Here is a 20,680-nt window from a genome sequence, read left to right on the forward strand (position 1 = left end):
GCCGGACACCACTCAAGACACTGCAGTCGAATCAACTACCCTCTGCCGCAAAAATACTTCGAACTGTTCGCTAGGCATGGGCTTGCCGAATAAATAGCCTTGAATCTCCTGGCAGCCCTGTTCACGCAGAAACGCCTGTTGCTCTAAAGTTTCCACCCCTTCGGCTATGGTCCGCAAACCCAAGCTGTTGGCCAGACTGATCACGGCACTAACGATGGCTTTATCTTCCGAATCGGTAGTGATATCGCGTACAAAGGATTGGTCTATCTTCAATTTGTATACTTTAAACTTCTTCAGATAACTCAAGGAAGAGTATCCGGTACCGAAATCGTCGATAGACATGCGCACGCCACGTTGATGTAAATTATTCATCACCGCAATCGCGGCTTCAGGGTTTTGCATCGATACCCCTTCGGTCAACTCCAACTCCAGATACTCCGGCGGCAGCCCTTCTTCCGCGAGTATGCGCGAGACTAACTCCGGCAGCGCCGGATGACCAAATTGAACCGCTGACAGATTAACCGCCATTGTCAATGGCCCCAAGCCTTGCTCCAACCAGGATTTAGCTTGCCGCACAGCGGTTTGTAATACCCACTCGCCTATCGGCAGAATCAGCCCGCTATCTTCGGCAACCGGAATGAATTCGGCCGGCGAAACCATGCCAAACTCGGGATGCCGCCAACGCAGCAAGGCTTCCGCACCAATCACTTGCCCAGTATGTATGTCCGCTTGCGGCTGATAATAGACATGAAATTGCTCACGATCCAAAGCCTGCCTTAATGCATTGACCAATTGCAGATTGCGCTGAGCGCGGGCGTGCATTTCCGGCGTAAAAAAGCGATAACCGTGCCGACCAGCCGTTTTAACTCGGTACATCGCCACATCAGCGCTTTTAGACAGGCTTTCCAAGTCCTCCCCGTCGTTTGGATACAACGCAATCCCAATCGATGCACTCATCGTCAAATCGTATTGCTCGATCCGATAAGGCTCGGCGATAGCATCCAGCAATTTTTGCGCGACATTGGCGGCACCATCGGCATCGGTGCCGGGTAACAGAAAAATGAATTCATCGCCACCCAAGCGCGTCACGGTATCTTCATCACGCAGCACGGCACATAGCCGCTGGGCCAATTCAACCAACATAGCGTCACCTACGCTGTGGCCCAGAGAGTCATTAATGTCTTTAAAATGATCGAGATCCAGAAACATCAACGCCAAATGGCCGTTGCTGCGCTTTGCCAAACTCAAGGCGTATTTAAGATGATCGTCCAACTGACTGCGATTTGGCAAACCGGTCAGCGGATCGTAATTTGCCAGGTAATAAATGTGTTCCTGAGCCTGTTTGCGCTCGATGGCCAGTGACACAAAATGCGCCACCATCTCCAGCAAACGCAGTGTATGTTCGTCAGGAACCGCGGGATGACGGTGATAGATGGCAAAAGTACCGAGGACTTTTTTACTGCCGGAAAAAATCGGTTCCGACCAACAGGCCGCCAAACCTGCTCGTTCCGCCAACGGCAGATAAGGCTGCCAGAAAGGATGATTGGCGATATTCTCAACAACGGTGCGCTGCCCGGTGTACGCCGCATTGCCGCACGACCCAAGCCCGGCGCCTATCTTTAAGCCATCAATCGCTCGATTGTAGAAATCCGGAAGGCTGGGGGCGGCGCCTAGCCGTAAACGCTGTTCGTCATCCAAAAGCAAAACCGAACAAACACTGTCAGCAAGCATGGTTTCAAGTTCTGTTACCACATCCTGCAAAATATCCGGCAACGGCACATTGCCATTCAGACGTTCAAGCATGAACACCCGAAAACTTTCCATTTGCCGGGTTTGGAAGCGCTCGATCTCGCGCTGAAAACCATTCAGGGCATGATCGATGTCCATAGCCATTTCCATCAGTAAATTGCGCGCGGCATCGTCAAACGCATTGACGGCGTCCGCATACAACATAAACGCGCCAATAGCTCTACCTTGCAGATGCAATGGCAAGGCTGCGGATGCATTCCACGCAAATTTTGCGCCACGCTCATGCCATACTGTTGTGGCAAAATCATGCTGAAAATCTTGACACCAAAAAGGACTATCTTCGCGTACCGCTGTGCCGGTTGGTCCGCGTCCGGTCGGCAAACTCTCATCTATCGATATTTCAATTCCAGCCAGATATTCAGTACCGCTGCCGTAAGATGCTACCGGTTTAATCAATTTGCTGGTTTCATCCAACATACCGATCCACGCCATCTTCATCCCGCCAAAGGTCACCGCATCGCGGCAGATTTGCGGAAATAATTCGGCTTCGCTAGTGCAACGCACAATAGCCTGATTGCATTGGCTTAGCGCCGCGTACAACTGAGTCAGCCGCTGATTTTTCGCTTCCGTCTCCCGGCGTTCAGCATCGATGCGAGCCAGATTTAACTGAGTTTCAGACAGCCAGGCCACCACGCTGTTTTGCGCTCCATCAATATTTGGGACTGTGCCGGAAAAGTCACCCTTGCCTAACCGAACTATCCGCGAGTGCAATTCATCCACCGATACGCCCAAGGTGGCGTGCAGAGTGCGGTGAACTCGCCAAAGCATCAGCATCGACACGATCCCGAGAAACACAAACACGCAACGCATCCAAAATGCGGCGGATTCCTTGGCACTCACCGCCTGCAGCGTGCGGCTATCCATCAGTCGGTAGGCCTCTCCGATTGACCTCATGATATTAGCTTTAGCCTGATGATAGGCCTTATCGTGCAGCAATAGGCTCGCTTGATTGCGTTTGATCTCGATATCAGCATTATTTGCTTCGACCACAGCCATAGCCGCGCGCTCGGTAACGGTTAGCGTATCGGAATTGGCACTCGCCTCCACCATCTTAGCCAATTCCGGCTCAGCAAATCCGGCTTGACGTATAAGCTCTAGTAAGGCGATGGTATGGCCGCTGGAAGGGTGTACTGCTCTGGCGTCGGCTATCGCCAAATCCCAATAGACGTCGTGATAATTCAAAGGTCGCGGCTGCTTACCCTCGCGTATTTCGATAATGTCTTGAAAGTATTGTTTGTAGATTGGCTCACCGGTGGCGACATAACTACGTGCCATTTGCGTTAGATAGTCGGAGGACTGCCGTAATTCGTCCATCAATACATACGATTGCAGGCGCAATTCGTTGGCGCGGTCTATCTGCTTTTCCGAGCGGACGTATATTGCAAACACGACAACGAATATCGCAAACGTGGCCGCGGTAAGCCACACGCTTCGAGAGAAACGAGAAAAATTATGCGGACGATTCATTGCGCGTCTTCCATAGTTCGGCGCCAATATGGACATCAGTCTTTCAAAAATACTGACATGACCGGATAGAAACCGGATGTTTTATAAGCAAATATTCTACACCCAATGCTGGGCGCTAACCTTAAGAGTATCCCGCAAGGAACCGAATAAAAGCCCTCTTGCAGGGATACAGGCAATCGTCTTGGCCCCATTCCTAATCGGCATTGTGCTAATTGCTTTTCAAGGAATACTCATGCTGATAGTTAACAATACCACCCAGGCCTTCGTTGCAACACCGTATGTTTTGCTTTATTAGAAACCTATAGGCTTGCCATCATGTAAATTTTTATCTAACGGGGACTCTCAATGCAAAAAACCGATTCGACTTTCAAACGCTTACTCTTTATTCTATTGACTTGCTCTGCATTTACCTTGCCGGCCTACGCCGATAATCTGCAGCCCGGCCAACCGGCACCGCTATTTCAATTGCCATCTCAGGACGGCAGCAAAATAAGTTTAGCCGCTCGGCAAGGAAAGGGGTGGACAGTGTTGTATTTTTATCCCAAAGCCGGGACGCCGGGATGTACCACCCAGGCCTGCGCTTTTCGCGATGCCATCAAACTGATCCGCGATCAAAATGCCGAGATTTACGGGATTAGCACTGACGAGGTTAAGGATCTACAGGCCTTTCATCAGCAGCATAAGCTCACATTCTCACTGTTATCCGATCAGGATGCTAAGGTCAGTGAAGCCTATGGCGTAAAAATGCCGATATTGAACATGGCGAAACGCTGGACCTTTATCGTCGACCCCAACTTAACGATACGCCGTATCGATGACGACGTTGACCCTGCATTGGATGCCAAACGCGTAGCGGAAATGCTGAAACAATTGCAGGCCGACACCAACTGACGCTATTTTGAGTGTGTCTTAATTGTACTTTGTCAGATTACAAAAAAGGTTCGTCATACCCGCAGGGAAGCGGGGAAGCGGGTACCCAGTGCCATGGATGGTAAGCTTCGATCCGTCCATGGCGTCCGGATTTCGGCAATCCCTGCCGAAACGACGGACTTAGAGAGGTAGTTCGAGTAATCTGACTAGAATTAAGGCACCCGATCACAACAACTAAAGGTCGGGAATCACAGCCCGCAGCTTACAACCACCCGGCCCGCTTTAGACGCAAATACAGCGCCAAGCTGCACAGCGCTACGCCACCAACAACTAAGGGATAGCTATAGGGCCAATCCAGCTCCGGCATATGCCGGAAATTCATGCCATACCAGCTGAAGACCATGGTGGGTATCGCCAGAATCGCCCCCCAGCCGGCCAGGCGTTTGACCACCTCGTTTTGCCGCACCGTCTCGAAGGTCAGATGCACCTGCATCGCCGCCAGCAACATTTCGCGCATGCCATGAATGGCCTGGTCGACGCGTTTAATGTGGTCGGAAATATCACGAAAATACACCCTAACCTCTTTGTGAATCAATCCGTTATGAAAACGCATCAACTCGTTGCAAATATCGATCACCGGATTGATCGCGCCTTCCAGCAACAATAGCTCACGCTTTAACTCATACAGGTCTTCCATGGTTTGCCGACTGGGCCGATATTGAAAAATCGCCGATTCCAGCACATCGAAGCGGTCTTGCAGGCCGGCAATCGCCACCATGTAATTATCGACAATAAAATCCATAATCGAATACAAGGCAAAGCCCGGCCCTTTGCTTAATTGGTGCGGCATGGCCTGGCAACGCTCGCGCACCTTGCTTAGACTCTGCGACGCGCCATGACGCACGGTCACCAAAAAACGCGGCCCCATAAAAATGTGAGTCTCACCAAACTCGACGTTTTTACCAGGCAATTCCGCGGTATGCAGCACGATAAACAAGGAATCGCCGTACTCCTCGATCTTCGGCCTTTGATGCGCCGCGCAAGCATCTTCGATGGCCAGATCGTGCAAACCAAATTCCTGCTGAATTTTTCGCAATATCTCGGCATCAGCCTCACGCAAGCCCAACCAAATAAAGGTGTCGTCCTTAAGTAGCACCTCGCTGATGTCTTCGATGGTGACATCGCCTATGCCCATGCCTTTTTGATAGGCCACGCAGCGCATCACCATGTTTTTATCGATTACTTCAGTCAAAAATCTCCCCCTTTATTTGGAAATAGTAATTTCCGGCGCACCCTTCCGCGCCAGATCGGTCATGGTCATTTGAAAAATCTGACATAACAATCTAAAACCTTCCCGATTCCATTGATAGCCGGTTTCCGGCCGCAACGCATAATAATTGTCTCCGAAACGCACGCTAATTTCAGTTGACGGAGGCTCGTCTTCGCTGACCAGCAAAGCCATGGTTTGCACCGGATTCTCGCTTACCGAAGGCGTCAGAGGATGCTTATCGACAGGATATTCCGGATCATCGTTTATTGTTTGTCCGATAAAATTCAACACATTGTGAAAGCTGCGCAAGCGAAACACACCATGTAGCGGCCACTCGCCGCCAGGATATCCGGCGCGAATATCGACGCTGACATCGTTTTCCGCGCCTTGATCGGCTTCTTCATGCAAACGCAAACGCTCGTCGTTGCTCAAGGTTGCGGGATCGAAATTAGTCAATAATATCCGTCCGGTCACCCGTTTAGTTAAGATCACTTTTTTTTGGTCGGCACTGAACTCAACCTTATAGTCTTTTTGCAAGACCGCCAACTGCTCGGCGTTTAGCGACTCGGCCGGCAGATTCCAGCTTCGACTGAATACCAACGGTTCCACAAACAGCTTATGACTGTCCTGGATAGCCGACAAATGCAACACGGCTTGCCGGAATAGCCGATAACCGTCGCCATCCGTCGGTTTATTCAAATACACGCCGCCCTGCTTGCCGCCGTTTAGACGCAGCTCGCCGGCAAGCAGACGTAATACCAAATCCACATCCACGCCTTGGCGTAACAACATGGTCAGCTTGTTTTCCTGAAACGGTGTCAACAAGCGCCGGGTAAATTCCTCGCCTTCGATGGGCACAATGCTGATAGTCGGATTTTCCGACATCGTGCCACCGAATATCGGCGTCATTACCGAACCGACTTCGCCGGTGAAAGCGGGCGTGGCACCGGCATTGAATTGAAAATTAAACGTGGCGGCGATGTTCGAAACGCCGGTGAAATGCATCGGTTGGTGCTGGTGGGCACGACCGATATTCAGCAGCAACTGTTTCGACAAAATATCGGTGGTAACCTTGTCGTACTCGATCACCGCCCTATCCAGCGCCAGCGGCGAAAAACAGCCCTGCAGACCGCATAAAATCGGCATTGCCAAGCACCTGACGGCGAACGACGCGAGAGAAACTTGGCGATTAACGCTCATCTACTTGCTATCCAAATGAATAAAATGTGAGAAGTTTGCCTGCTAAGCGCCCTAAAACACAAGCACGATCATGAATAGGCTGCGCTACATACCGGAAATAAGCCGATTCGTTCTAAACTACCCTACTTGACTCGCTTATCGGATTACGGCCACGAAAATTCACCATTTAACCCCCGAAGACGCCCTGGAGAGTTTAGGTTCCAGCATGGATGGCCTGGCGGACGTAGCCATAGAAGGCCGTTTGCACGAGTTTGGCTTCAACCGTATCGAAGAAAGCAAAAAGACCTCCGCGCTACTGGCGTTTGCGCGAGAGTTCCTGCACTTTTTTGCCTTGATTTTATGGCTGGCGGCGGGGCTGGCATTTTTCGCCGAGTCTCAGCAACCCGGCGAAGGCATGGCGACCTTGGGCTACGCAGTATTGGGCGTGATTGCGATCAACGGCTGCTTCTCGTTCTGGCAGCGCCATCAAGCTGAACAAGCGATTGCCGCCTTACAAAAGCTGCTGCCTCATCAAGTCAAAGTTATTCGCGACCAGGAACTGAGCCTGGTGTTTGCCGACGAATTAGTACCGGGCGACCTGCTGGTTCTGGAGGAAGGCGACAATGTACCGGCCGATTGCCGGCTGCTGGAAGCTTTTAGCTTACGGGTGAATAACGCCACCATCACCGGCGAATCACTCCCTAAAGGCCGCGACGCGCAAACCTCGGATGTCGAGGACATCACGCAAAGCCGCAATATCCTGCTGGCCGGCACATCGGTGGTATCCGGCGAAGGCAAGGCACTGGTATTCGCCACCGGCATGCATACCGAGTTCGGTAAGATTGCCCATACCTTGAAAACTACGGTCAAAGGCCAGTCGCCACTGCAATTGCAAATCAGCCGGCTCAGCCGCTTCGTGGCTTTGTTGGCCCTGCTGTTGGGCGTGGTGTTTTTCTTTATTGGCCAATTCATCGGTCTGACGTTTTGGGAAAACTTTATGTTCGCGATCGGCATCATCGTTGCCAACGTCCCGGAAGGTTTACTACCCACTGTGACGCTGTCGCTGGCGATGGCGACCCAGCGCATGGCCAAGCGCAATGCGCTGATCCGCAATCTGCCCTCGGTGGAAACGCTGGGCTCGACCACGGTGATTTGCACCGACAAAACCGGTACGCTGACCCAGAATCGAATGGCCGTTAAACAACTGTTCATCGACAACCGTTATTGGCAACCCGAACGCTTGGGCAGCGACAGCCTGCAACATCACGCCGCCTTTCTGGCCAACGCGGCTTTGTGCCATAACTTGAAACGCGTAGAAGGCAAGGATTTACTCGGCGATCCGATGGAAGTCGCGCTGGTGGCGATGGCGCATACGCAAGGCATGCGAGTCGATTATCCCAAGATAGGCGAAATCCCGTTCGATACCGACCGCAAACGCATGTCGACCATCCACAACACCCCGGCCGGCAAATTACTGTTTTGCAAGGGCGCGTTGGAAATGGTGTTGCCTTTGTGCAAGCAGATTGCTATCGACGACCAGATAGAGCCGCTCGACGAGGCCCTGAGACAACAACTGCTGAAAGCGCTGCAAACCATGGCCGACCAAGGTTTACGCGTATTGGCGTTTGCCTATCGCCCCCTGGCCGAACCCGTCGATAAAAACCCGGAACAGGCGCTGATTTTCAGCGGTCTGGTGGGCCTGGAAGATCCGCCACGTCCCGAAGTCGCCGACGCCATCGCCCAGTGCCACCTGGCCGGTATCAAAGTCATCATGATCACCGGCGACCACCCGCATACTGCCGTGGCGATTGCCAGACAAATTAGTTTGGTCAAGTCCGACAATCCCAGGGTGATTGCCGGCGACAAGCTAAAAAAACTCACGTCCAGCCAATTGCAGGTGGCGCTGGATGCACCGGAGATCATTTTCGCCAGGGTCGGCGCCGACCAAAAAATGCATATCGTCGAGGCCTTGCAACGTAAGAAACACGTGGTGGCGGTGACCGGCGACGGCGTCAACGATGCCCCGGCCCTGAAAAAAGCCGACATTGGCATCGCGATGGGCAAGGCCGGCACCGACGTCGCCAAGGAAGCGGCCGACATGATTTTGCTGGACGACAATTTTGCCAGCATCGTCGCCGCCATCGAGGAAGGCCGGGCGGTGTTCGATAACATCCGCAAGTTCCTGACCTACATCCTCAGCTCCAATATTCCGGAACTGATTCCCTACCTGGCCTTCGTGCTATTCAAAATTCCGCTGCCGCTGACCATCATCCAGATTCTGGCGGTGGATTTGGGTACCGACATGTTGCCGGCACTGGGCCTGGGCGTGGAAAAACCGGACGCGTCAGTGATGAGTAAACCACCGCGCTCGCACAAGGAAACCTTGATCGACTGGCGCTTGCTGGCCAGGGCGTACGGTTTTCTCGGCCTGCTGGAAGCCGTTGCGGCGATGGCGTTATTTTTCTTCGTGTTGGAACGCGGCGGCTGGGACTATGGCGAGATATTACGTAGCCATCATCCACTGTACCTGCAGGCCACCACCGCCTGCTTGAGCGCGATCATCATGATGCAGATCGCCAATGTATTTATCTGCAAACAACCTCAGCGCGGCCTTTTCTCGACTCTTTTACTGGATAACAAACTGATCCTGTCCGGCATCCTGCTGGAAATTGCCTTGCTTCTGGCGATTGTCTACACACCGTGGGGCAACGCGCTATTCGGCACCGCGCCAATAGACTCAGGTGTTTGGCTGTTTACCTTGCCGTTCGTGATCGGTATGTTGCTGCTGGAGGAATTTAGAAAATGGCTGGTGCGGCGCTTTGCATTATTTCCGCTCACCATCAAACCGGTCAAATTGAGAAAGCCGTCAGGCAGCCGCTAGAGTAAAAGCTTAAAGGCCGGTGAATCACCGGCCTTTTTACTGCAAAGCCTTTGTTACTTTAACAAGCCTAGTGTCGCGGTTTTTTGATTGTCTTGGTATAGCTTGAGCGCATAGTTAGCCACTTGGTTTTGCACCTTGCCTTTGTTCAACTCAGTAGCGGTTTGCGCGTAGTCGGTATCTTGAATACGGCTGCGGGTTTCGGCTAGGTTCTGATAGCTGCTTTGCAGATTTGCCAGATTGGAATTCAAGCCCGCAGAGGTGCTTGCCAAATTACTCTGCACATTCCCGACATTTTTAATCGCGCTATCTATCGTATCCAGCGCATTGGTCGCATTGGTGGCAGTCGATACATCCAATCCCGAAACACCTAAGGCAGTGCTGGACACATTAGCCAAGCTGAGGTTAAGCGTATCGCCGGCATTGGGGCCGATTTGCACTTGGCCGGAAAAGCTACCGTCCAACAATTTTTGATCGTTAAACCGGGTGTTGCCGGCAATCCCGTCGATGCTTTGGCCCAATCCGTTGATCTCGTCCTGAATGCTTTGCCGATCCTGGGTCGACAACGTACCGTTACCTGCTTGCACGGTCAATTCGCGGATGCGTTGCAGATTATCGCTTACTTGGTTTAATGCCCCGCCGGCTGTGTCTGTCAGCGATAAACCATTGCCAATATTGCCGATTGCTTGGTTTTGGCCGCCCAAGCGACTACTTATTGCATCAGCAATGGCCAACCCAGCCGGGTTGTCGGCAGCCGAGTTGATCCGCTTTGCGGAACTTAGGCGCTGAATACTTGATTGGATAAGGCTTTGGGACGTATCCGAATTAGTCTTATTAATTGACGACAGCATAATGCCACCTCGCTTATCTAATGATTGCAGGTACCAAGACTAGACAACGGTATCTAGATTGGTGCCGACCACCGGCTTGTCATTACTCACTGAAACCGTGGTATTCGTCGCCGGCGGAGAATATGTAGACGGCTTGACCTCAGCGTTCTTGATAGTGTTACTGAGCTGCGTGCCCACTTCCTGAAAAGCATTGGACAGATTTAATCTCAAATGTGCCGCGTCGGCATTAACTTTTGCCTTATTGGCTTGGGAATCGAGAGTCTGAGCTTTGGCTTCATATTGATCGGCCTGTGCTTGCACGGCATCCGCCTGTTTTCGCAACGCTTGCGCCATTTGCCCGGCCTGGTCGGCATTTCTTTTGGCCATAAGCGCACTCAGCTGTTGAAAACCGGATTGATTAACACTGGACACAGATAAGGAAGACATGGCGATCTCTAACTCCCTCAATACAAAAACGTAGGCCGGCGACCTGTTGCGGAATGAACATACACGTTCACCCCAAATATCACCGTATTACTCCCTGTTTGCGAAAATGTCAAACACTGTTTTTAAGACCTAAACACACGCGGCGCAACACAGAAACCTCGCACCGATGAAACAATCGACTTTCCATTATTCTTACCCTCAACCCGCTGACAGCCGCTGCAAAATTCACTAAAATGCGAAAAATTTTATCCTGCTTAAGCAACAAAAACTCCGGATAAGATTCCTCAAACAACTGCCACGGTATAAGCCTGCAATCCAGATGAATCACGACGTAATTGCCGCTCGCGTAGAACATGTCGCAATGGCCACAGGTATTATCGCTGGCCTTTCCGCTGTCGCAGCTACCGTCGCCACGCCGACCGGACTGACGGCTTTTGGCGTCTGGTTGGGGCTGGTCGATGAACCTCTGATCGTAACGGTGGCGCCTATCCTGGATAAATTAGCCACCGTATGCGGCACCATTTCCGGTATGACCTATTTCTATGCCATCAGGAAAAAACGGCAAACTGTCAAACAGTCCGCGTCCGATAATTCCGCGCAATCGGATTGACCCGTCACTTAACGCGTCAAATTCGCGGGAATAACAAGCCCCCCATCAAACCGCTAACCAGGCTAAAGATCACTGCCAGTATGATAATGGCGGGGATGGATGCCAACGCCCATTTCACCATCAACACCACGATGGAGAAAAACGGCATCTGCAAATCCACTACGATGACTTTTTTGGCTTCGTTTGAATCGTTCATGGTTTACCTTCTGTTAATGTGTCAGGAAGGGCGCAGAATATCAATAAACCGGTCAATGGTGATCATTAACGGCAATTCGGCATTATCGTTCTCGATATCCATTATTCCGCCCAAGCGTGCTTATCCTTATTTGCAGACCTGATGGCGGAACCAGTTAAAATGCCAGCAAAGCCGGGTGGTTGCTCGGACACTTGGCTCAAATAGGCAACGCAAGCGATGGCCAAACTTGCGGCAAGCCAGGCGACTAAAATGACCGATATTGATGGCCGAATTGGCAGCGCTACGGCGCGGGTTCTACTTTTACTTTTTAACGACATGGCTTAAGCTCAAAAAGGAAAGGATGCGGGCAAGATGCCACGCATCCCTAGGGCTAGTTCAAGCGGTGTGCATCAAGACTGCTTGAATTTAGCCGCCTCTTCCGAACCGCCGGTGGCATTGCCTTTACTATAGGAATGCGCGCCTACACCGGCCAACTGGCCGCCTTGCACGATCAAATATTCGTCGCGAATCGGCCGGCCTTCAAAGTAGCATTCCAGGATTTCACGGGTACCGGCGGCATAACGGGTTTGAGCAGACAGGCTTGTTCCAGAGATGTGAGGGGTCATGCCGTGGTTCGGCATGCTGCGCCAAGGATGGTCTTGCGGCGCTGGTTGCGGGAACCAGACGTCGCCGGCATAACCGGCCAGTTTACCGCTTTCCAATGCGGCAACCACCGCGTCACGATCAGCTAATTTGCCGCGAGCGGTGTTGACCAGATAGGCGCCGCGCTTGAACCATTTCAACGATTGCTCGTTGATCATGTGCTCGGTTTCAGGATGCAGCGGGCAGTTCAAGGTCACGACATCGCAGACCTTGGCCAGGCTTTCCAGGCTGCTGTGATAGGTCAGATCCAATTCCTTTTCCACCTCTTCAGGCAAACGATGCCTATCCAGGTAGTGCAGTTTGACGCCGAAAGGTTTCAGCAAGCGCAGCACGCGCAAGCCGATACGGCCAGCCGCCACGGTGCCGACACTCATCGCTTCCAAGTCATAGGAGCGCGATACGCAATCGGCGATGTTCCAGCCGCCTTTCAACACCCAGTTATGCGACGGGATGAAGTTGCGCACCAACGCCAGTATCGACATCAGCACGTGCTCGGCCACCGCGTTGCTGTTGCAGTAAGTGACTTCCGCCACGGTAACATTGTGCTCCATCGCCGCTTGCAAGTCGGTATGGTCTGAACCGATACCGGCAGTGACGATCATTTTCAGTTTTTTGGCTTTGGCAATGCGTTCGGCAGTCATGTAAGCCGGCCAGAACGGTTGCGAGATGACGATTTCAGCATCATGTAGCTCGCGGTCCAACACGCTGTCTTCGCCGTCTTTGCTGGAAGTCACGATCAATTCGTGACCGTTTGCTTCCAGATATTTGCGCAGACCCAATTCACCGGATACGCTTCCCAGCAACGCGCCGGGAACAAAATCAATGGCTTTAGGAGTCGGCAGGGTTTGACCGTCAGGATAGATTTCCGGCTGCGGGCAATCGTCACGCGCGTAAGAAGTGGGATAGCCGTCGACCGGATCATCGTAAAGAACTAAAACAATTTTTGCCATTTTCTTGTACCTTTGGTGTGGGTGAAAAACGGGATGCGCCGCGTATGGCTCATCAGATGTTCCCTGGCCAGGAAAAGGTATTGTTGGCTTAGCGTTGATTTGCGTCCAATCGTTTGCAAATATGATCCGATAGCTTGCAGCTATCAAAATGCAGTGGTTTGAGGTTTGTATAGCGAAATGCATCGGTCGCGAACGATGCGCGGCTTTGCCTTGGCGCATCCTTGTATGATGAATTTTAACAATCGATAGCGTAGAAAAACTGGGGCTGGAAGGATTTTTTAATCCGACCGTAACGTTTATCTTACCTTCAAGCTTGATTGAAACGTTTGCAACGGGGTTACAAACCCCTTTGCGCTCAAAAGGGCGAGCCAGTCGATATTCGGGTAAGAGATTGCTAGTGGACAGTAGTTTTTATTGGCTGACGGCTAAGTATCGGTTTTTTCAACTTTAGTCCTGAAAGAGCCTAATCGGCCATTCCGCGACATTCTAAGACTTTAGCGCATGGCAGTAGTAAAACGGAAACCAGTCATTTAGCGTAGAGTTCACCTGCAAACTCATGCTTGGCCTTTTCCACTGCTTTTAGGTGGGAGTGGATTTCTTTTGCAACACTAATGTGATATTGCAAAACTTTATGAATCCAAGATAGTGCTTTGACCTCAATATCCATCTTCCCCTCAACGAAGTAGTCTCTTCCCAAGAATCTCACTGGCTGTCCGGAGTCTAAACAATCTCGGGCATACTGTGCTGAATAATATAAAGGCATTTCATTTATTTCATTGGTCGCGATTCCAATGTAGATTTTTTCTAATTCAATCGCAGATGTTGAATGTATAAGATCATTTCGAAATTGAATTATTTCAGGTATGTCGGTATTTGAATCTTGGATACCAACAATGTTTTTTAGCACTTTGTCTGCAATAAATTTTGGTTGTATCTTCTTTACCTCATGATATTGTTTATCTCTAGCTGACTTAAAAGAAATACTGGAAATATCTATAGAGTTTAAGTATTGAATTAACTTTGCTGATAAATCTAATGATGAACAAAGAGATATAACCAGGGATGTAACTGCAGATGCGGCTTGATATGAATCATTTCCACGATGAATAATTTCTTTGGATCCAAACTGCTCAATGGCCTTATAAGATTTAGCAATGCACTGTCTATGAGATCTCAACAGTTCTATATAAGCGGATATAGATCGACTGATCAGTGACATAATGTCGTTGCAGATTCGCTTAACCTGATTAGTTACCAGGAACAACTCTAAATCCCGTTCTTGAATAGGAAAATGCCCATCATTGCAAAGTTTTTTAAAAGTTTCGTGAAGAAACTCTAATGCATATCTAGAGCCCTCTCCATAACCAAACTCAAGATAACCTATTGGGAATAATCCGATAATGGAGTGATATCTCTCAATTTCTTCTCTATTAATCAGGCAGGCTAAAAAAGCGTAATCAATGTGCGCTATGTAATAGTGCTCTAGCTCGTTCCACCTAAAGTCGGAAAGATCAGGAAACTCTAAATCTATGCCTATAGTTACGAGCTTCTGTACTTTTGCAATCGTGTTTGTTTTCTCATTTAGCTCTTCTTCGCTAGACTGAAATGGCAATGAGCATGTACCAAAAATATCCTGAATCACATAAGAGCTATCACTAAGCTTTCTGATGAAAAGCCCTTTATTTGCAAAGTACATCATTATTTATTCGCCATCCATTGAGATTGCCCAGTATTCGCTTACGAACCTAACTAATGTGTTAAGACCATCCGTTGATGATTATATGTATTTTGTCTAACAAGGAATTAAATTGTTAACTGCATATCTATATGAAAATGCTCTTTGACATGATAACTTTTTGATCTACATTTAATTTTCCTATCTGCATTTCATCGACGGTGACAGGCATCAATGACTGGTAACGATCAAATCGCTGCCATCGAATCAGACAAAGCGATAGTCCGCAAAGGGTCTATTTCGACAATTCATCATTTCCAAAGTTTATCGAGCGTGGAATATGCCAATAAAGCATAGTCCTGCAATAACTTAGAAAAGTCATTATTCAAACCTGAGCATGGCAGTTCCGAGCTTGAGCGATGGAGAAGTTTTCTGCATCGCCCAGGCTTTTTTCCTGATCATTGGACAAATTTACTCCAACGTTCTCGTTCAGAACCAAAACGATGGCGTTCTTAGCCAAAACGTTCGAGAAAAAAGCTTGGCCATTTCAGTTAGGAACCCCAGCATTCGAGAAATTTTCTCGGTCGTTCCAGCTCAGAGCTTGGGCATTGGACAAAATTACTCCAATGCTCTGGTTGAGAACTAAAGTGATGGACTTCTCAGCCAGAATGTTCGAGAAAATTTCTCGGTCATTCCCGCTCAGAACTTGGACGTTGGACAAAATTACGTCAATGTTCGAGTTTTAAGCCGGAATCTTGGGGTGATTTTGTAGCGTGATGGTGAAAAGAAATGAATCAAATGCACGTCACGCCAGCTTACCGGCCCCTTCGATCCCGGCAAGTTCAACTCATGACATTGTCAATTTGCGCCGACATCAGCTTGTCGAAATGTTGTTGCAATTCCAGTGTCTGTGCAATTCGCCAAGCCACATCCTGAATCGGCGAGAGCATATCCTGGCGCCGAATGATCAAGCCGACCTCACGGGTCAACGCCGGGTAAAGCGGAATGGCCACAATATCCGGCTGGTACTGGGCCACGTTTAACATGCTATGGGGGACGACGCTGTATAGGCCGCTGCGAACATGCGAGTACAGTGCAAAAATCGAATCGGTTTCCAACACGATATTGGGTTTGATACAGGCATCGCGGAATGCGCCGTCTATCAAACGGCGATTTTGCATGTTGGGTGTCAGCAAGCATAAGGGCAATTCGGCGATTTCCAGCCAATTCAATTCGCGTTTGAGTAGTGAATGATCAGGGCGTAATGCCAATAAGACGTGACGTTCCCGATATAAGGGCTGTATGTTAAAGCCTTTCAAGCGGGGATCATCCAGATAGGTTAAACCCAAATCCAATTCGTATTGGTCTAGTTGTCGAATCAATTCTTCCGCGCAGAGTGATACCAAATTGATCGAGATACCCGGACATTCAGCTTGAATCGGGCGTGTGATCGACGGCGTGACCGCGAGAGTGGTGGGTATCGCACCGAAGCGCAGGGTGCCGGTGAGTTGATGTTGAGCTTGTCGAGCCGTTTGCTTAAGGCTTTCCCAGTTGTTGGCTAAAACCTGGGCCCATTGCAAGATCCTTTCGCCTTCTTCGGTGAATCCCTGAAAGCGCTGTCCGCGTTTAATAATGGTAATGCCGAGTTCTTCTTCCAGATGCAGAATGGCAGTCGACAATGAAGGCTGCGAGACATGGCTGATTTCAGCTGCCCGCCCGAAGTGCTGAGTCTTTGCCAGGGCCAGAAGATAATGAATTTGGCGAATAAACATGCAGAATAAGGAATTACCGTTAGCAATTTGCCATCCTTGGCAAAAATTTCAGGCAGTCAGGCGTTAGGGTTGCTCTGCATTCAATTAACTATCGACTGTCGCTTTTTTAGGTTTCTTCAAGAAAGTTTCCTGATCGCCTCTAAATTGCTGAAAACGTTGCTGCCATTCCGAGGGTTGCGCGACTTTAACCACTTGTACCGCCGTGACTTTGTATTCAGGACAGTTGGTGGCCCAATCGGAGTTGTCGGTGGTGATGACGTTGGCGCCGGAGAATGGATGATGAAACGTGGTGTAGACCACGCCGGGCTGCATCCTGGTCGATACTTTGGCATGTAGCACCGTTTCACCGGCCCGGCTCTGAATGCCGACCCAGTCGCCATCAACAATGCCGCGCTCTTCGGCATCGTGCGGATGGAGTTCCAAGATGTCTTCCGGATGCCAGATGCTATTTTTGGTACGCCGGGTTTGCGCGCCGACGTTGTACTGCGACAGAATGCGACCGGTCGTCAAAATCAGCGGGAAGCGGCGCGTGACTTTTTCGTCGGTCGCCACATACTCGGTGTTCATGAAATGGCCTTTGCCGCGCACGAAGCCATCGATGTGCATGGTTGGCGTACCTTCTGGGGCGTCGTCATTACAAGGCCATTGAATACTGCCCATCTCGTCTAATTTGGCGTAACTGACCCCTTTAAAAGTGGGCGTCAATTCGGCGATTTCGTCCATGATTTGCGAGGGATGGTCGTAATGCATGGGGTAGCCCATGGCATTGGCCAGCATCATCGTCGCTTCCCAGTCGCCATAGCCACCTAATGGCGGAGCCACTTTACGCACACGAGAGATACGACGTTCGGCATTGGTAAAGGTGCCGTCTTTTTCCAAAAAGGAAGCGCCTGGCAACAGCACGTGTGCGAATTTGGCCGTCTCGTTCAAAAACAAGTCTTGCACTACGATGCACTCCACCTGGCGTAGTGCGGCTTCCACATGTTGGGTGTTGGGGTCGGATTGGGCGATGTCTTCGCCTTGGCAATACAATCCTTTAAAAGTGCCTTCGAAGGCCGCTTCGAACATGTTCGGTATCCGCAATCCCGGTTCGTTTTGCAGGGTCACGCCCCAAGCCGCGTCAAACACAGCGCGCGCGTCAGCGTTGGATACATGGCGATAACCGGGCAACTCATGCGGGAACGCACCCAAATCGCATGAGCCTTGCACATTGTTTTGACCGCGTAACGGATTAACGCCGACGCCGGTGCGACCAATGTTGCCGGTGGCCATCGCCAGGTTGGCAATGGCGATCACCATCGTGGAACCCTGGCTGTGTTCAGTCACGCCCAAACCGTAATAAATCGTGCCATTCGGGGCGGCGGCAAATAGTCGCGCGGCGCCGCGCACTTGATCAGCCGGCACACCGGTAATTTCCTGCATCTCTTCCGGCGAATTGCGCGGCTCGAGAATGAAGTTTTTCCAAGTTTGAAATTCTTTGGGGTCGCAACGCTCGTTGATAAAGTTTTCGTCGTACAAGCCTTCGCTGACGATGACATGCGCCAAAGCATTTGCCATGGCGACATTGGTGCCAGGGCGCAATTTCAGATGGTAATCGGCATGGATGTGCGCTGAATTGACCATATTGATTTCACGCGGATCGACCACAATCAGTCCGGCCCCTTCACGTAAACGGCGCTTTATTTGCGAGCCCACCACCGGATGACCGTCGGTTGGATTGACGCCAATCAGCATAATCACATCGGCATCCTGCACCGAATCGAAGGTTTGCGTACCGGCCGAGGTACCAAATGTCGCGCTCAATCCGTAACCCGTCGGCGAATGGCAAACCCGCGCACAGGTATCGACGTTGTTATTGCCAAATGCGGCGCGCACCAGTTTTTGTACCAAGTAGTCTTCTTCATTGGTACAACGCGAAGACACCAGTCCACCAATTGAGTTTTGGCCGTATTTGGCTTGAATAGCTTTGAATTTAGTGGCGGCAAACTCGATAGCTTGCTCCCAAGTCGCTTCCTGCCAGGGATCGGTGATTTTTTCGCGGATCATCGGTTTGGTCAGGCGATCGGGATGTGTCGCATAGCCCCAGGCAAATCGGCCTTTAACACAGGCATGGCCGTGGTTAGCGTCGCCGTTCTTATTCGGAAACATGTTGACCACTTGCGTGCCTTTGACTTCGGCCACCAGTGAACAGCCAACCCCGCAATAGGCGCAAGTCGTCACGATGTGATCGTCAGACTGGCCGCGCTCGATTAAGGTTTTTTCCATCAGAGTGGCGGTTGGGCAAGACAGCACGCAGGCGCCGCAAGACACGCAATCGGAATCAAGGAACGCTTCATTTTGGCCTGCGGAAACCCTCGACTCAAAGCCGCGACCGTCGATGGTTAGCGCGAACGTGCCCTGAACTTGTTCGCAGGCACGCACGCAGCGGTTGCAAACAATACATTTGGAAGGGTCGTAGGTGAAATACGGATTGGACTCGTCCTTTTGTAACGATAGATGGTTATGACCTTCGTAGCCGTAACGCACTTCGCGCAGCCCCACCCGACCCGCCATGGTTTGCAGTTCACAATTGCCATTGGCTGGACAAATCAGGCAGTCGAGCGGGTGATCGGAAATATACAGTTCCATTACACCCCGGCGAATTTTGGCGAGTTGCGACGTTTCAGTGTGAACTTTCATACCGGCTTCGGCGGGTGTGGTACAAGAGGCCGGATGACCGCGCCGACCATCTATTTCTACCAGACAAAGACGGCAGGAGCCGAATGGTTCCAAGCTTTCCATCGCACACAATTTGGGTATTTCAATCCCCGCCATGGCGGCGGCACGCATCACGGATGTCCCTTGAGGCACGGTGACCTTGATCCGGTCGATTTCCAGTTCGATCAAGGTGTCCGAGAATTTTTCGGGTGTTCCAAAATCTTTGTCACAGCCACAATTTCCGCATTGATGCGCCATCGATTTATCTCCTAACGGTTGTCCGGATGTGAGCATACGGGATGCAATATTTTGAAAACGCGCATCCGGGTTTCCAACACAAAAGACGTTGTTGGGATTGGCTTGCTCTGAACCGATCTGAATCACGACTAAGTGGAATTTTAGATACTGTTATATTTGTTAGTATATATCGAAAAATAGTGTCGAGCTAACGCTTGATCGCCGTACATTAAGCTTTAATGTGTATAAAATGCCGTGTGGCCCCAATTGGCTCGGCTTAGCGAACAGTCTGTCAATGAAATTCGGTAGTAATTTTGGGACTTTTAACTGGTATGGCTATGTTGATCCTGCGTATAATTCAAACTTCGATATATTTTTTGAAATATATTGATTTGCGCATTTTTTTGGCAGGGGCGACGCTTATGAAAGACGGAATGTACGAGACATTAATCTCAGCACCAGCTCCATCCAAACCATTCGAACTCGTGCTTAACAACCTCAATGATATAGGACGGTTTTACGAGGCTTATCCTGAGGACGAGGCGATCTAAGAAATCCTGGCTCACGTTCAGAGCTTCATGGCACCAAGCATCCGCAGACAAATTGTTGCGCATCTGCATCATGGTGGCGTTGGAATGAAGGCGACTGTGCTGCAAGCCGTTGGGTTGCTGAAAGAAGCGACTGAGTATCGTGAACAAAGATCACAATTGGAACACAGCAAATCATACGAGGAGTAAGTCTGCCCGTGCGTATTTTGAACCAATGCGCTCGTAATAATGAAGTCTACAGTCGGTTTAACAACTTAAATCAGCCCTTCAAGAGCGACAAAAATTGAATAACCGAAGTCGCAAGGCCATCTAAGTCCACCAGTAATAAAGTGATCGATTACATCCAATCCCCGAACGGATGGAGGGTCCCATTAGGCTCCGGCAGAGTGCTTGCCATCCCATCTTGTTTGCTTGCGGACTTAACCGTTAAGGATGCTGGAAACAAAGTAAATTTCATCGGTCGAGCAATAGATGTTGTTTGTAAACTCAATATTCTCTAAGCCTACTTTCGGCTGGAAATTTGCCTGTTTCATCTACCGGCTATGGCCGATTCAGGCAAAGAAACAGCTAAAAATCTTAATACCTTCCTAATCAAACACTAAC

At 50.3% G+C, this 20,680-nt stretch carries 15 protein-coding genes; 5 read left to right on the plus strand and 10 right to left on the minus strand.

The window, feature by feature from the left end; translation table 11 throughout:
* Nucleotides 1-12 precede the first annotated feature (12 nt).
* The gene (locus EBA_RS14655; RefSeq protein ID WP_192375396.1) at nucleotides 13-3,276 is read right to left on the minus strand and encodes a bifunctional diguanylate cyclase/phosphodiesterase; all 3,264 of its coding nucleotides are present in this window, start codon (nucleotides 3,274-3,276) and stop codon (nucleotides 13-15) included.
* A 345-nt stretch (nucleotides 3,277-3,621) separates the two neighbouring features.
* Between EBA_RS14655 and EBA_RS14660 the strand changes: the two genes are divergently transcribed.
* Nucleotides 3,622-4,167: a peroxiredoxin gene (locus EBA_RS14660; RefSeq protein ID WP_192375397.1), complete on the plus strand. Its 546-nt coding sequence runs from the start codon at nucleotides 3,622-3,624 to the stop codon at nucleotides 4,165-4,167.
* Nucleotides 4,168-4,408: 241 nt separating this feature from the next.
* Here the strand turns inward: EBA_RS14660 and corA are convergent, their stop codons facing one another.
* Together corA and EBA_RS14670 are read right to left on the minus strand one after the other, a co-directional pair.
* Nucleotides 4,409-5,398, minus strand: a complete 990-nt coding sequence (gene corA, locus EBA_RS14665) for a magnesium/cobalt transporter CorA (protein ID WP_192375398.1) — start codon at nucleotides 5,396-5,398, stop codon at nucleotides 4,409-4,411.
* A 12-nt stretch (nucleotides 5,399-5,410) separates the two neighbouring features.
* Entirely contained in the window at nucleotides 5,411-6,562 is a 1,152-nt protein-coding gene (locus EBA_RS14670; RefSeq protein ID WP_192375399.1) for a hypothetical protein, read from the minus strand.
* A 211-nt stretch (nucleotides 6,563-6,773) separates the two neighbouring features.
* Here EBA_RS14670 and EBA_RS14675 point away from each other — a divergent pair, with 211 nt between their 5' ends.
* Complete coding sequence (locus EBA_RS14675) at nucleotides 6,774-9,476, plus strand: cation-translocating P-type ATPase (RefSeq protein WP_267874708.1); 2,703 nt, start codon at nucleotides 6,774-6,776, stop codon at nucleotides 9,474-9,476.
* A gap of 53 nt (nucleotides 9,477-9,529) precedes the next feature.
* Here EBA_RS14675 and EBA_RS14680 read toward each other — a convergent pair whose 3' ends face one another.
* Together EBA_RS14680 and EBA_RS14685 are read right to left on the minus strand one after the other, a co-directional pair.
* A complete protein-coding gene (locus tag EBA_RS14680; RefSeq protein WP_192375401.1) occupies nucleotides 9,530-10,324 on the minus strand; it encodes a flagellin in 795 nt (264 codons plus the stop codon).
* Between the two features lie 39 nt (nucleotides 10,325-10,363).
* The gene (locus EBA_RS14685) at nucleotides 10,364-10,750 is read right to left on the minus strand and encodes a hypothetical protein (protein ID WP_192375402.1); all 387 of its coding nucleotides are present in this window, start codon (nucleotides 10,748-10,750) and stop codon (nucleotides 10,364-10,366) included.
* Nucleotides 10,751-11,069: 319 nt separating this feature from the next.
* On the opposite strand from EBA_RS14685, the gene EBA_RS14690 reads away from it, so the two are divergent.
* Nucleotides 11,070-11,360 carry a hypothetical protein gene (locus EBA_RS14690; protein ID WP_192375403.1) on the plus strand — a complete coding sequence of 97 codons (291 nt, stop codon included), beginning with the start codon at nucleotides 11,070-11,072 and terminating at the stop codon, nucleotides 11,358-11,360.
* A 16-nt stretch (nucleotides 11,361-11,376) separates the two neighbouring features.
* On the opposite strand, the gene EBA_RS14695 is transcribed toward EBA_RS14690, so the two are convergent.
* From EBA_RS14695 to EBA_RS14705, 3 genes are all read right to left on the minus strand, one after another.
* Entirely contained in the window at nucleotides 11,377-11,556 is a 180-nt protein-coding gene (locus EBA_RS14695) for a hypothetical protein (RefSeq protein WP_192375404.1), read from the minus strand.
* Nucleotides 11,557-11,945: 389 nt separating this feature from the next.
* On the minus strand, nucleotides 11,946-13,148 hold the full coding sequence (locus tag EBA_RS14700) for an NAD-dependent formate dehydrogenase (protein WP_192375405.1): 1,203 nt from the start codon (nucleotides 13,146-13,148) through the stop codon (nucleotides 11,946-11,948).
* Nucleotides 13,149-13,674: 526 nt separating this feature from the next.
* Complete coding sequence (locus EBA_RS14705; protein ID WP_192375406.1) at nucleotides 13,675-14,847, minus strand: hypothetical protein; 1,173 nt, start codon at nucleotides 14,845-14,847, stop codon at nucleotides 13,675-13,677.
* Nucleotides 14,848-15,220: 373 nt separating this feature from the next.
* Between EBA_RS14705 and EBA_RS14710 the strand changes: the two genes are divergently transcribed.
* Nucleotides 15,221-15,469 carry a hypothetical protein gene (locus EBA_RS14710; protein WP_192375407.1) on the plus strand — a complete coding sequence of 83 codons (249 nt, stop codon included), beginning with the start codon at nucleotides 15,221-15,223 and terminating at the stop codon, nucleotides 15,467-15,469.
* 196 nt (nucleotides 15,470-15,665) lie between these two features.
* On the opposite strand, the gene EBA_RS14715 is transcribed toward EBA_RS14710, so the two are convergent.
* Both EBA_RS14715 and fdhF read right to left on the minus strand, forming a co-directional pair.
* The gene (locus EBA_RS14715; RefSeq protein WP_192375408.1) at nucleotides 15,666-16,595 is read right to left on the minus strand and encodes a LysR family transcriptional regulator; all 930 of its coding nucleotides are present in this window, start codon (nucleotides 16,593-16,595) and stop codon (nucleotides 15,666-15,668) included.
* Nucleotides 16,596-16,679: 84 nt separating this feature from the next.
* A complete protein-coding gene (gene fdhF, locus EBA_RS14720; RefSeq protein ID WP_192375409.1) occupies nucleotides 16,680-19,550 on the minus strand; it encodes a formate dehydrogenase subunit alpha in 2,871 nt (956 codons plus the stop codon).
* A gap of 557 nt (nucleotides 19,551-20,107) precedes the next feature.
* Between fdhF and EBA_RS14725 the strand changes: the two genes are divergently transcribed.
* Complete coding sequence (locus tag EBA_RS14725; RefSeq protein ID WP_192375410.1) at nucleotides 20,108-20,266, plus strand: hypothetical protein; 159 nt, start codon at nucleotides 20,108-20,110, stop codon at nucleotides 20,264-20,266.
* Nucleotides 20,267-20,680 lie beyond the last annotated feature (414 nt).

The organism is Methylomonas albis (assembly GCF_014850955.1).
Classification (GTDB): domain Bacteria; phylum Pseudomonadota; class Gammaproteobacteria; order Methylococcales; family Methylomonadaceae; genus Methylomonas; species Methylomonas albis.